General features: G+C 75.0%; 14 protein-coding genes. 7 read left to right on the top strand and 7 right to left on the bottom strand.

Annotated features, from left to right (window positions below):
* Window positions 1–9 precede the first annotated feature (9 nt).
* Together O2V61_RS09990 and O2V61_RS09985 are read right to left on the bottom strand one after the other, a co-directional pair.
* The gene (locus tag O2V61_RS09990) at window positions 10–381 is read right to left on the bottom strand and encodes a hypothetical protein (RefSeq protein WP_269183165.1); all 372 of its coding nucleotides are present in this window, start codon (window positions 379–381) and stop codon (window positions 10–12) included.
* Window positions 378–1,223: a hypothetical protein gene (locus tag O2V61_RS09985; protein ID WP_269183164.1), complete on the bottom strand. Its 846-nt coding sequence runs from the start codon at window positions 1,221–1,223 to the stop codon at window positions 378–380. Before O2V61_RS09985 ends, O2V61_RS09990 begins: the two co-directional genes overlap by 4 nt.
* Before the next feature lie 147 nt (window positions 1,224–1,370).
* On the opposite strand from O2V61_RS09985, the gene O2V61_RS09980 reads away from it, so the two are divergent.
* On the top strand, window positions 1,371–2,654 hold the full coding sequence (locus tag O2V61_RS09980) for a competence/damage-inducible protein A (RefSeq protein ID WP_269183163.1): 1,284 nt from the start codon (window positions 1,371–1,373) through the stop codon (window positions 2,652–2,654).
* A 7-nt stretch (window positions 2,655–2,661) separates the two neighbouring features.
* On the opposite strand, the gene O2V61_RS09975 is transcribed toward O2V61_RS09980, so the two are convergent.
* Complete coding sequence (locus O2V61_RS09975) at window positions 2,662–3,201, bottom strand: GNAT family N-acetyltransferase (RefSeq protein ID WP_269183162.1); 540 nt, start codon at window positions 3,199–3,201, stop codon at window positions 2,662–2,664.
* A 190-nt stretch (window positions 3,202–3,391) separates the two neighbouring features.
* Here O2V61_RS09975 and O2V61_RS09970 point away from each other — a divergent pair, with 190 nt between their 5' ends.
* Together O2V61_RS09970 and O2V61_RS09965 are read left to right on the top strand one after the other, a co-directional pair.
* Window positions 3,392–3,787 carry an SRPBCC family protein gene (locus O2V61_RS09970; RefSeq protein WP_269183161.1) on the top strand — a complete coding sequence of 132 codons (396 nt, stop codon included), beginning with the start codon at window positions 3,392–3,394 and terminating at the stop codon, window positions 3,785–3,787.
* 177 nt (window positions 3,788–3,964) lie between these two features.
* The gene (locus O2V61_RS09965; RefSeq protein WP_269183160.1) at window positions 3,965–4,663 is read left to right on the top strand and encodes an NYN domain-containing protein; all 699 of its coding nucleotides are present in this window, start codon (window positions 3,965–3,967) and stop codon (window positions 4,661–4,663) included.
* Window positions 4,664–4,696: 33 nt separating this feature from the next.
* Here O2V61_RS09965 and O2V61_RS09960 read toward each other — a convergent pair whose 3' ends face one another.
* From O2V61_RS09960 to O2V61_RS09950, 3 genes are all read right to left on the bottom strand, one after another.
* A complete protein-coding gene (locus O2V61_RS09960; RefSeq protein WP_269183159.1) occupies window positions 4,697–5,044 on the bottom strand; it encodes a PRC-barrel domain-containing protein in 348 nt (115 codons plus the stop codon).
* A 444-nt stretch (window positions 5,045–5,488) separates the two neighbouring features.
* Window positions 5,489–5,971, bottom strand: a complete 483-nt coding sequence (locus O2V61_RS09955) for an ATP-binding protein (protein WP_269183158.1) — start codon at window positions 5,969–5,971, stop codon at window positions 5,489–5,491.
* A gap of 98 nt (window positions 5,972–6,069) precedes the next feature.
* On the bottom strand, window positions 6,070–6,468 hold the full coding sequence (locus tag O2V61_RS09950) for an STAS domain-containing protein (RefSeq protein WP_269183157.1): 399 nt from the start codon (window positions 6,466–6,468) through the stop codon (window positions 6,070–6,072).
* A 435-nt stretch (window positions 6,469–6,903) separates the two neighbouring features.
* On the opposite strand from O2V61_RS09950, the gene O2V61_RS09945 reads away from it, so the two are divergent.
* The 4 genes from O2V61_RS09945 to O2V61_RS09930 are packed head-to-tail and all read left to right on the top strand — an operon-like array spanning window position 6,904 to window position 10,535.
* Entirely contained in the window at window positions 6,904–7,545 is a 642-nt protein-coding gene (locus O2V61_RS09945) for an ABC transporter permease (RefSeq protein ID WP_269183156.1), read from the top strand.
* On the top strand, window positions 7,538–8,731 hold the full coding sequence (locus O2V61_RS09940) for an ABC transporter ATP-binding protein (RefSeq protein WP_269183155.1): 1,194 nt from the start codon (window positions 7,538–7,540) through the stop codon (window positions 8,729–8,731). The genes O2V61_RS09945 and O2V61_RS09940 overlap by 8 nt, the downstream gene beginning before the upstream one ends.
* A complete protein-coding gene (locus tag O2V61_RS09935; protein WP_269183154.1) occupies window positions 8,728–9,555 on the top strand; it encodes an ABC transporter permease in 828 nt (275 codons plus the stop codon). Before O2V61_RS09940 ends, O2V61_RS09935 begins: the two co-directional genes overlap by 4 nt.
* The gene (locus O2V61_RS09930; protein ID WP_269183153.1) at window positions 9,555–10,535 is read left to right on the top strand and encodes a glycine betaine ABC transporter substrate-binding protein; all 981 of its coding nucleotides are present in this window, start codon (window positions 9,555–9,557) and stop codon (window positions 10,533–10,535) included. The genes O2V61_RS09935 and O2V61_RS09930 overlap by 1 nt, the downstream gene beginning before the upstream one ends.
* Here O2V61_RS09930 and O2V61_RS09925 read toward each other — a convergent pair whose 3' ends face one another.
* Entirely contained in the window at window positions 10,536–11,480 is a 945-nt protein-coding gene (locus O2V61_RS09925) for a nucleoside hydrolase (RefSeq protein ID WP_269183152.1), read from the bottom strand.
* Window positions 11,481–11,577: the final 97 nt, after the last annotated feature.

The raw sequence follows: 11,577 nt of genomic DNA, 5'->3' as shown, positions 1-11,577 counted from the left end.
CGCCCGCGCTCAGCCCGCCGTGCCCTTGACCCACCGGGTGCCCGTGACCCACCGGGTGCCCCTGGCCCACCGGGCCGGGACCACACGGTGCCCGGCAGCCCGGCAGCCGACCACCAGGCACGCCGCCGCGCCGGCCAGGGCCAGCCGGCCGGACGAGGCGTCCAGCCCCCCGAGCAGCAGCCCGACCCCGGCGGCGACGAGCGCGGCGGTGAGCCACTGGTCCTGCCCACGGCGCAGCCCCACCACCCCCAGGGCCAGGGCGGCGAGGACGGCGACCCGGGCCGGGTGCCCAGCGCCGGACAGCTGCCCGGCCCACGGCAGCCCGAGCGAGGCGAGGGCGAGCGCCGCGGCGCCGAGGAACCAGCCGCGGCCCGGGGTCACTCCGGGCGGCCGGGGGACAGGGCCACCGCCGCGCCCGTGGCGGCCAGGGCGGCGGTGAGCCAGAAGCCACGGTCGCTGACGGCCAGCGGGAGGGCCACCAGCACCCAGAAGGCGGCGAGTGCGATCGAGCCGCCGGCACCGACCCGCCACGCCGTACGGGCGGATGAGCCGCGGCCGGCCAGCGCGGCGACCGCGGGGGCGAGTGCGACGAGGGTCGCGACGGTGGCGAAGGTCGACCAGGTCGGCACGACCTCCCACAGCGACTGGTTGCCGAAGTCGAGGGCGAGTCCCAGCTGGACCAGCGCGATCCCGAGGACGCCGAGCGCGAGGGCGACCAGCTCGGTCCCGGGACGCCCCGGCGAGCGGACTGCGGCCAGCCGGGAGCGGACCGAGGACGACGACGAGCCGCCGCCCTGCTGCCCCGCGGACGTGCCGCCGGGCGCGGTGCCCGGGGTGGTGGCCGGCCCCGGGACCGGCGGCGGCGTGGGCGTGAAGCCGGGGACGACGTCGACCGGGCCGGTCCGGTGGGTGCCGGTCGGCGGGTCGTAGGACGGCTGGTAGGGCGGGTGGCTGCCGTGCTCCCCGGCGTCCGGCTGCTCCGGCTCGGCCGTCTGGCGCTGGCTGGGCGGCAGCAGGATCGACTGGGTGCGGGGGTCCTCGGTCGGACCGGTGACCGCGGGCTCGGTGGCCGGGTGCTCGGTGACCGTGTGCCCGGTGGCCGTGTGCCCGGTGGCGGCCTGCTCGTCCCCGGCCTGCTCGTCGGCAAGGTCCCGGGTCGCGCCGGTCGGTGCCGACCCCGGCTGCGGCTGCGGTTCGGGGATCGGTGGGTGCGGCTGGCTCACGTGTCCTCCTCGTGGGGTGCGCCGAGGCGCTGGCGGCCCGGTCCCGTCCGGCAGGACGGCGGACAGCGCGCTGGTCACCGTAGCCGCGCAGGGCTGCGGGGTCCGTCCCCCGCGCCGTGGTCCGCCCGCCCGCCTAGGGTCGGTCCCGTGGCAGCGCGCGCGGGCATCCTCGTCACCGGCACCGAGGTGCTCACCGGCCGGGTGGCCGACCGGAACGGGCCGTGGCTGGCCGAGGCGCTGCGCGTGCTGGGTGTCGACGTCGCGGCCGTGGTCGTCGTCGGTGACCGGCCCGAGGACCTGCGGGCCGCCCTGGCCTTCCTGGCCGGCGGGGGCACCGACCTGGTGATCACCACCGGCGGGCTGGGCCCCACGGCCGACGACCTGACCGCCGCGCTGGTCGGTGACTTCCAGGGCCGGCCCTCGGCGGTCGACCCGGCCCTGGAGCAGCGGATCGCCGCCGTGGTCGCCCGGCTCAGTGCCCGCCGCGGCTGGCGGCTGGACCCGGCGGCGACCGCTGCCGGGGTGGCCAAGCAGGCACAGGTCCCGGCGGGGGCGACGGTGCTGGAGCCGGTCGGCACGGCCCCGGGCCTCGTCGTCCCGGTGGCCGACGGCCGGGCCGGGCCCCCGGTGCTGGTGCTGCCCGGGCCGCCGACGGAGCTGCAGGGGATGTGGCCGGCGGCGCTGGCGGCCGAACCGGTGCGCCGGGCGCTGGCCGGGGCCACCGAGCTGCGCCAGTCGACGCTGCGGTTGTGGGGCACGCCGGAGTCCGAGCTGGCGGCCACCCTGCGGCGGGTCGAGGACCAGGTGGCCGGCCTGGAGATCACCACCTGCCTGCGGGACGGCGAGCTGGAGATCGTGACCCGGTACGCCCCGGACGACGACGTGGCGCACCAGCGGCTGGTGCAGGCGGTCACCGCCGACTTCGGCGACACGTTGTTCAGCGACGGGCCGACGGTGGACGAGCTGGTCGCCGCCGCGCTGGACGAGCGCGGGTGGACCGTGGGCATCGGCGAGTCGTGCACCGGAGGCCTGCTCACCGCTCGGCTCACCGCTCCGGCGGGCTCGTCGGCCCGGGTGCTCGGCGGGGTGGCGGCCTATGCCGACAGCGCCAAGACGCAGCTGCTCGACGTGTCCGTCGGCACGCTGACCAGTGGCGGTGCGGTCAGCCACGAGGTCGCCGCGGCGCTCGCCGCCGGCGCCCGGAGCCGGTTCGGCGCCGACGTCGGGGTGGGGGTCACCGGCATCGCCGGTCCGGGTGGCGGCACCGCGGAGAAGCCGGTCGGCACGGTGCACCTCTGCGTCGTCGGCCCGGACGGCGCGGTCGCCCGCACGCTGACCCTCTTCGGGTCGCGGGAGGCGGTGCGGCAGCGGTCGACGACGCTCGCCCTGCACCTGCTGCGACAGCTCCTGCTCGGCGGCCCGCCGGCCTGACGGTCGCTCAGGACGGGTCGTCCGCCCAGCCCACCACGCGGCTGCGGCGCTCGAGGAACAGCACGTCGTGCCAGCTGGCCCGCCCGTGGACGACCCGGCGACCGATCCGTTCGCGGCGGCCGACCACCCGGAAGCCGAGCCGCTCGTGCAGGGCGAGGCTGGCCGGGTTGGTCGGGAAGACGGCCGCCCGGATGGTCCAGATGCCATCGGCCTCGGTGGAGTCGACCAGCGCCTGCAACAGCAGCCGCCCGACACCGCGGCCGGCCGCGTCCGGGGCGACGTAGACCGAGTGGTCGACCACGCCGGCGTAGGCCGCCCGCGGCGACTCTCGGGTGCACGCCACCCAGCCGAGGACGGTGCCGGCGTCGTCCGTGGCCACGTGCCGGTGACCGGGCAGGCGCGAGGCGTCGAAGGCCGTCCAGCTCGGCGGCTCGGTCTCGAAGGTGGCGAGGCCGGTGGCGATCCCGGCGGCGTGGATCGCGCGGACGGCGGGCCAGTCGCCCGCCGTCATCGGGCGGAGGACCGGGGAGGGAGGGGACCCGGGCACGGCACGATCCTCGCGCGCGGCCCGGGCCGTGGTCCGCGGGGGTTCCACGTGGAACCGGACCTGCAGCGTCGGCGGGTGGGGCGCATCATGGTCCCGCGCGGATGGACTGGCCTGGGTCACTCTCGGGGGCGGACCCCGGCCATGAGCCCGCCCGGGTGTCAGTCGGCAGCTGGGCGGGCACCCGTCCCGGGTGACCACACTGACCCTGCACGCCACCGGCCCGATCGAGCCCGACGAGGTCTGGGACCGCTTCGTGCGCCCCGCCCGCTGGTCGGAGTGGTCCCCGCAGATCAGCCGGGTACAGGCCACCGCCCCCCGGATCGCCCCGGGCGTCACCGGCCGGGTGTACGACCCGCTGCGCACCTCCGTCCCGTTCGTCGTCGACGGCGTCTCCGACGCGACGCGGTGGTGGAGCTGGCAGGTCACCGTCGGTCCGACCCGGCTGCGGCTGGCGCACTGGGTGAAGCCGGCCCCGGACGGCGGGACGACGACCGGCCTGCGGATCAGCGGGTTCGCGCCCCTCGTGCTCGGCTACGCCCCGCTGGCCCTGCTGGCGATCAAGCGGCTGGTGACCATCGCGACCTGAGCGCGCGGGCATCTCGTACGGTGCCGGGGTGAGCTGGTCGCGATGCCGTCGTCCCGGCGACGGAGCGGTCCGGTGACCGGCCGCCGTCGGCGACGGGCGACCGCCCCGGGCGGCACGCCCACCGCCGTTCCGCGACCACTGGACCCGCGGCCGGACCCGGACCGGCAGACTGAGCCGATGACCGAGATCCTCGACGACGCGACCGGATCGGTGGACGGGCACGACGAGTTCTCGCCCGAGGGGCCGCGCCCGTCGCTGGACCTCCTGGTGTGGGACGCGCCGAACATCGACATGACCTTGGCGAACGTGATCGGCACGCGCCCCACCGCGGCGTCCCGGCCGCGGTTCGACGCGATCGCCGCCTGGTTCGTCGAGGGGGCCGAGGAGTTCGGCGCCGTGCAGCCGCCGGACGTGGAGGCGTGCGTCTTCGCCAACGTGCCGCCGCAGCACGCCACCTCGCTGCAGCGCTGGGTGGAGGCGCTGCGCAGCTTCGGCTACGCCGTCTTCGCCCGGCCGAAGCTCCAGCCCGACGACGACATCGACCAGTCGATGCTCGACCACATCAGCGTGCGGGCGCACAGCCACCGGCTGCGCCGGCTGGTCGTCTTCTCCGGTGACGGCCGGAACTTCGCCGAACCGCTCGAGGACCTGGCCCGCGCCGGGACCGAGGTGGTCGTCGTCGCGTTCAGCGAGGTCGCCGGCTACGCGATCAGCTCCGAGTTGCTGCAGTTCGTCGACATCGAGGACGTCCCCGGGGCGTTCGTCGAGCCGCTGGACCGCGTCCGGCTGGACGCCCTGCCGACGGACGGCGCATGGCTGCGGCCGACCAAGAGCCTGCGGGACGCCGCCGGTCTCTTCGCCGCCCGCCGGTCCTGACGGCCCCGTGCCGGGGGGCACGGGGCCCCCTCGCTAGCGGCGGGCCAGCCGGCGCACGCCGCCGGTGTAGGGCATCGAGTAGTGCGCGAAGACGTCGGGCTCCTGCTCGACGGTGAGCTCGCCGTCGGTGTCGATGGACGGTGCGTTCTTGGTGAGGTCCTTGGACACGGTCACCGTGATGTGGTCGGGGGACACGGTGGCGCCGGTCAGCGGCACGAACGTCAGCTGGCGCCGGCCGATGAAGCCGGTGATGACCGCGGCGAAGAACGGTTGGTCGGTGGTGGTGTCCACGTACACCGACTCCAACGTGCCGATCTTGCTCCCGTCCGGGTCGACGACGTTCAGGGTGCGCCAGTCACGGATGTTCTCGGCCGGGAACACGGGGTCCTCCTCAGTTCTCGGGACAGTTGCCCCCTCCATGCCCCCGGTGATCGCCCCGCAACCGTCCGCACCGAGCCACGCCCGGACGTGCACCCGGTCGGTCCCGGGTGAGAGGACGGCGTGGCGCACCAGGAGCTCGTGGTGATGGTCGGGTTGCCGGGCGCGGGCACGTCCACCTGGGTGGCCGAGCGCCTGGCCGGCACGCACGCGGTGGTCAGCGAGGACCACTGGCCGAACGCCCGCCGTCGTGAGGCCGCCGACAGCGGGTGGTGGCCGCCCTCCTCGCCGAGGGCGCCAGCGTCGTCGTCGACGACACCTCGCCCTCGCCGGCCGAGCGGGCGCCACTCGTCGCGCTGGCGGCAGCGACGTGCGGCGCGTCGGCGGTCGACCCGGGCGGTCCGGTGGGAGTGGGGCCGAGGTCGTCGCGCGCAGGGAGGAGCCCGGTCAGAGACCCGGGCCGGAGGAGGAGCGCGGCCGGGGGACCGACGCGGTGGCGAGCCCGGAGGGCAGCCGGGCCCAGACGTGCTTGCGCTCGACGTCGCTGCACCAGCCGTAGTCGACCGACAGCTGGGCCACCATCGGCAGCCCCATGCCGCCGTACGCCGGGTCGCGGTCGACGGCGGGGCGGGGCGGGGCGTCGGGCGAGCCGTCGGTGAGCACGATCAGCCAGCCGGTCGGGACGGCGACGATCAGCGCCACCACTGCACCGCCACCGTGCCGCAGTGCGTTCGAGCTGAGCTCCTCGAAGACCAGCAGCAGGCCCTCGCGGGCGTCCTCGGTGGACCGAGCGGCCAGGGACGGGTGGGCGAGCCGGGCCCGCAGGTCCATCCGGACCCGGGACGCGTCGTGCACCGTCGGGAGCTCCCACCGCCAGACGTCGCCGTCCTCGTGGGGCACGTCGGCCGATGGCCAGACCAGTGCACTCACTCTTCGGGCCTCCCGCCGGCCGGTGTCTCCGCCGCGACCATGGTGGCGGACGCAGGGGCCCGGCGCAGCACGGGGGGTCACGTACCGGCTCGGCGGGGTCAGCGCCGCGCCCGGTCCTCACTCCGCTGCGCGGGCGTGTCGGCCCGTTGCGCGGCGGTGTCGCTCTCCTGGGGGCCGGCGGCGACGCCGGGCATGCCGTGGACGTCCAGCCGCTGGAGGAGGCCGGTCAGCTCCAGCGGACCGGTGACGATCCGGCTGGTGGCGATGACCCCGACGTGCTTGCCGGCCGCCTCGGGGTGCTGGCTGACCCAGACCAGAGCGGTGACGCCGGCCGACCCGAAGAAGCTGACCCCCGACAGGTCGATGGTCAGCAGCCGCTCTGCCCGGCGCAGGGCGATCAGCAGGGTCTGCTGCAGCAGCGGGTTGCTGGCGGCGTCCATCTCACCGGACACCGAGGCGACGAGCTGCCCCGGCTCCGGGCCGTCCGCGAGCCGCACCTGGAACGGGGCCTCGTCGGCTGCCGACCTGACCGTGTTGATGGGTCCTCCTCCAGACCAGGACACGTGCGTCGCGTCCGTCCTCGATCGTCTCCGCCACGGACGTGCCCGTGGAGGAGGTCGGCTGGTGTCCCTACCCCGATCGGGGCAGCGGCAGTCACCGCACGGCGCCCCGGCCGAGAACCGTCATGACCTCGTCACACGGTTGAGGTCGCCAACCGTGTGACGGGTGTGTCACCGTGTCACACGGCCGAGATGAGGCCGCCGTGCTCGGTACCGCTGGGGCGCGGCGGTGGAGCCCTCGCTGCCGCGCTGTGCGCGCCGGGGGCGCTCGCCCACCAGGTCGCCCGTGTCCTCGCCGGACCGTGTGCGGCGCCGCGAGGACGACGAACGCCCCGACCCGTCGTGGTCGGAGTGCGGAGAGGGGGTGGGCCGATGTGGGAGTACCTCGTCGACCGGCGCGGGCTGATCGCCTTCCAGGCCTTCCAGCACGTGAGCCTGGTCGTGCAGTGCGTGCTGCTGGCCACCGTGATCGCGATCGGGCTGGCCGTGCTGGCCTACCGCAGCCCGCGGCTCACCGGGCTGGCCAACGGTCTCTCCGCCATCGGGCTCACCATCCCGTCCTTCGCGCTGCTGGGCATCCTGCTGGCGCCGTTCGGGTTCGGGATCACCCCGGCCGTGCTGGCGGTGACGTTCTATGCCGCCCTGCCGATCCTGCGCAACGCCGTCGTCGGCCTGGCCGGCGTGGACCGCTCGCTGGTGGAGTCGGCCCGCGGCATCGGGATGAGCAGGCTGAGCACGCTGTGGCGGATCGAGCTGCCGCTCGCGTGGCCGGTGATCCTGGCCGGGATCCGGGTCTCCACCCAGATGGTCATGGGCATCGCCGCGATCGCCGCCTACGTGCTCGGCCCCGGCCTGGGCAGCTTCATCTTCTCCGGACTCTCCCGGCTGGGCGGTGCGAACGCACTGAACGCCACGCTCGTCGGGACCATCGCGATCGTCCTGCTGGCCCTCGTCCTCGACGTGGTGCTCGTGCTGGTCGGTCGCCTCACCACCTCGAGGGGCATCCGTGTCTGACACCATCGCTGCGGCCACCGGCGACACCGTCGAGCAGCCCGCAGGCACCGAGCGCCAGGTCAGCGGCGTCTCCATCCGGCTCGAGGGCGTGACCAAGAGCTACCCCGGGCAGGGGAAGCCGGCCGTCGACGCCGTCGACCTGGACATCCCGGCCGGCCAGATGGTCATGTTCGTCGGCCCCTCCGGCTGCGGGAAGACCACGCTGCTGAAGATGCTCAACCGCCTGGTCGAGCCCACCAGCGGCAAGATCTTCCTGGGTGACGAGGACGTCACCGGTCAGGACGCCGACCAGCTGCGCCGCCGGATCGGGTACGTCATCCAGGCCGGCGGCCTCTTCCCGCACATGACCGTGGCCACCAACATCGGCCTGGTCCCCGGGATGCTCAAGTGGGACCGGAAGCGGATCGCCGCCCGGGTCGACGAGCTGCTCGAGCTGGTCGGCCTGGACCCCGAGGTCTACCGCGACCGCTACCCCCGCGAGCTCTCCGGTGGCCAGCAGCAGCGCGTCGGGGTCGCCCGGGCGCTCGCCGCGGACCCGCCCGTGCTGCTGATGGACGAACCGTTCGGGGCGGTCGACCCGATCACCCGCCAGCGGTTGCAGGACGAGCTGCTGCGCATCCAGGAGGAACTGGGCAAGACGATCGTCTTCGTCACCCACGACTTCGACGAGGCGGTCAAGCTCGGTGACCGGATCGTCGTCTTCGACGTCGGCGCCCGCGTCGTGCAGTACGACACCCCGGAGGCGATCCTCGCCGACCCGGCGGAGGAGTACGTCGCCGACTTCGTCGGTGCCGGGGCGACGCTGAAGCAGCTGACCCTGACCCGGGTCGGGGACGTCGAGCTCCTCTCCCCGCAGCTGGCCCGGGTGGGTGAGGACGCCGCCGAGGTCGTCCGCCGCGCGTCGGCTGCCGGGGAGAAGTACGTCGTGGTCACCGACCGCAAGGGCCGGCCGATCAGCTGGCCGTCGCTGGCGGAGCTGTCCCGGGTGGCCACCGTGCCCGACACCGTGGACGAGAAGCTCCCGGTGGTCGGCCTGCGCTCCACGCTCAACGACGCGCTGGACACCATGCTCGCCGCCAGCCAGGGCGGCGTCGTCGTGACCGGCCGGGACGACGTCGCCGGCGTCATGGTGGTGGAGACGGTGATGGCCGCGATCCAGCGCACCCGCGACGAGGTGGAGGGATGACGGCGCCCCGCCCCGCCGCCACCGGGGCGTACCCCGAGACCGAGGTCGACGACGCGCTGGCCCAGACCCAGACGCCGGTCGCCGGCCGGTCGGACGAGGCCCGCGGGGCCTGGCGCGGTCTGCTGGTGCAGCCGGTCCTGGTGCTGGCCGGCGTGCTGGCCTTCGTCGTCTGGCGGTCGACCGCCGAGCTCGCCGACACCGAGCAGCGCCAGCTCGGGTGGAGCGTGCTGGGCCGCAGCATCGTCGAGCACCTGGAGCTCACCCTGCTCGCCGCCGCGATCGTGCTGCTGATCGGCATCCCGCTGGGGATCCTCCTCACCCGCGGGCCGTTCCGCCGGGCCACGCCGCTGGTGCTCGGCGTGGCCAACACCGGCCAGGCCGCGCCGGCGATCGGGCTGTTCGTGCTGCTGGCCACCTGGCTGGGCTTCGGCTTCCGCTCCGCGGTCGTGGCCCTGGTGCTCTACACGGTGCTGCCGGTGCTGCGGAACACCATGGTCGGGCTGCAGGGCGTCGACGCCCGGCTGGTCGAGGCCGGCCGGGGGATGGGCATGAGCGCCCTCGCCGTCCTGCTGCGGGTGGAGCTGCCGCTGGCCGTGCCGGTCATCCTGGCCGGCGTCCGCACCGCCCTGGTGCTGCTCGTCGGCACCGCCACGCTGGCGACCTTCATCAGCGGCGGCGGCCTGGGCCAGCTGATCACCACCGGCATCAACCTCTCGCTGGACAGCCTGCTGTTCAGCGGGGCCGTCCTCGTCGCCCTGCTCGCGCTGGCCATCGACTGGCTCGGCCGCGTCGTGGAGCACGTCGCCCGACCGAAGGGACTCTGATGCGGACCCGCGCAGCCGCCGCGTCCTCGCTCGCGGCAGCCACCCTGCTCACCGGGTGCGGTCTGCAGGCCGCCACGCAGTACACCCCGGCGTCCGCGCCGGCCGACATCCAGCCGATCGAGGGGGTGGCGGGCGAGGAGATCGTGGTGGGGTCGAAGAACTTCACCGAGCAGCTGATCCTCGGCAAGATCGCGGTGATCGCACTGCAGACCGCCGGGTTCGACGTCGTCGACCGGACCAACATCCCCGGCTCGGTGCCGGCTCGCCAGGGCATGGTCAACGGCGAGATCGACATGGAGTGGGAGTACACCGGCACCGCGTGGCTCTCCTACCTCGGCGAGACCGCCCCGATCGCGGACCCGCTGGAGCAGTACGAGGCCGTCCGGGACGCCGAGCTGGCCACCGGCCTGACCTGGCTGCCGCCCGCGGAGGCGAACAACACCTACGCCTTCGCCGTCCGCAGCGAGGCGGTCGACGACCTCGGCGGGATCAGCACGCTGTCGGAGATCGCCGAGCTGCCCGTGGAGGAGCGCACCTTCTGCGTGGAGAGCGAGTTCGCCAGCCGCAACGACGGGTTCGTCCCGATGCTGGAGACCTACGGCCTGGAGCTCGGTGATGCGCAGGGCGTGCCGCGGGACAACGTCAGCACGCTGGACACCGGCGCGGTCTACGAGGCCACCGACCAGGGTGCGTGCAACTTCGGCGAGGTCTTCACCACCGACGGCCGGATCCCGGCGCTGGACCTGACGGTGCTCGAGGACGACCGGGCGTTCTTCCCCAACTACAACATCTCGCCGGTGCTGCTCACCGAGACCTTCGAGGAGCACCCCGAGCTGGCCGACCTGTTCGGGCAGATCACCCCGCTGCTGACCAACGACGTGCTCCAGGAGCTGAACGCCCGGGTCGACGTGGCCGGTGAGCAGCCCGGGGACGTCGCGCTGGAGTGGATGGTCTCCGAGGGGCTCGTCGAGCCGGCCTGATCAGGCCCGCTCGGCCAGCCCGCACATCCGGCTGACCAGGAACTCCACCGCTGCCTCGCTGTCGACGCCCTCGGCCACCGCCACCGCGGTGGCCGAGGACGACGTCGTCCGGCGGTCCACCAGGGTCTGCCCGCGCCCGGCCCCGTGCCCGGTGTCCACCACGACGTCCCGGTGCACCGTGGTCAGCGTGCCCGGCACGATCGCCTCGGTCAGCGCCAGGGCGTCGTGCACCACCACCCCGTCGACGCCGTAGCTGCTGCGGGCGTGGTCGACGTACTGCCGCAGGATCGCCGCCGCCTGGGCGCCGACCGGGCCGGCCGCGGCGAAGCGGGCGATCCCCGCCTCGGTGAGCACCGTGGGCAGCGTGACGTCCAGGCCGACCAGCACGGTCGGCAGGCCGGCCCCGAACACCGCTGCGGCGGCCTCCGGGTCGGCCCACACGTTGAACTCCGCGGCCGCGGTGACGTTGCCGCCGCGGGCCGCCGAGCCGCCCATCACCACCAGCCGGCCGATCCGCGCCGCTGCCTCGGGGTACACGCCCAGCAGCAGGGCGATGTTGGTCAGCGGGCCGATCGCGGCCACGGTCACCGGCTGCTCGCTGGCCAGCAGCAGCTCGGCCAGCGCCACCACCGCCGGCCTGGGGTCGAGGGCAGCCGGGGACGACGGCAGCACGACGCCGCCCAGGCCCGCCGTCCCGTGCACGTGCCCGGCGCGCTGCGGCTGGGGGAAGACCAGCGAGGTGCGGGCGCCCGCGGCCACCGGCACGTCCGACCGCCCCGCCAGGTGCAGCACCCGCAGCGCGTTCTCGGTCGTCTCGGCCAGGCCGACGTTGCCGTGCACCGTCGTCACCAGCTGCAGGTCGACCTCGGGACTGGCCAGCGCGAGCAGCACGGCCAGCGCGTCGTCGATGCCCGGGTCGGTGTCGATCACCAGGGGGGTGCGCATCCGCCCATCCCACCAGACCGGCCCGACACGCCGGTGCGCCGGATCGGCAGCCGAGGTCATCGGCTCGCGAGGGCGGCGCTGACCTGGCCTTTCGCCC

Source organism: Modestobacter sp. VKM Ac-2985, from assembly GCF_026967925.1.
Taxonomy (GTDB): domain Bacteria; phylum Actinomycetota; class Actinomycetes; order Mycobacteriales; family Geodermatophilaceae; genus Modestobacter.
The sequence above is the reverse complement of the archived record's forward strand: the minus strand, read 5'-3'. Positions and strand labels throughout refer to the sequence as shown.

Coding starts and splice junctions, on each gene's coding strand:
- O2V61_RS09965 (WP_269183160.1), top strand. CDS start 3,965: ATGACCGAGATCCTCGACGACGCGACCGGATCGGTGGACGGGCACGAC.
- O2V61_RS09925 (WP_269183152.1), bottom strand. CDS start 11,480: ATGCGCACCCCCCTGGTGATCGACACCGACCCGGGCATCGACGACGCG.
- O2V61_RS09945 (WP_269183156.1), top strand. CDS start 6,904: ATGTGGGAGTACCTCGTCGACCGGCGCGGGCTGATCGCCTTCCAGGCC.
- O2V61_RS09930 (WP_269183153.1), top strand. CDS start 9,555: ATGCGGACCCGCGCAGCCGCCGCGTCCTCGCTCGCGGCAGCCACCCTG.
- O2V61_RS09935 (WP_269183154.1), top strand. CDS start 8,728: ATGACGGCGCCCCGCCCCGCCGCCACCGGGGCGTACCCCGAGACCGAG.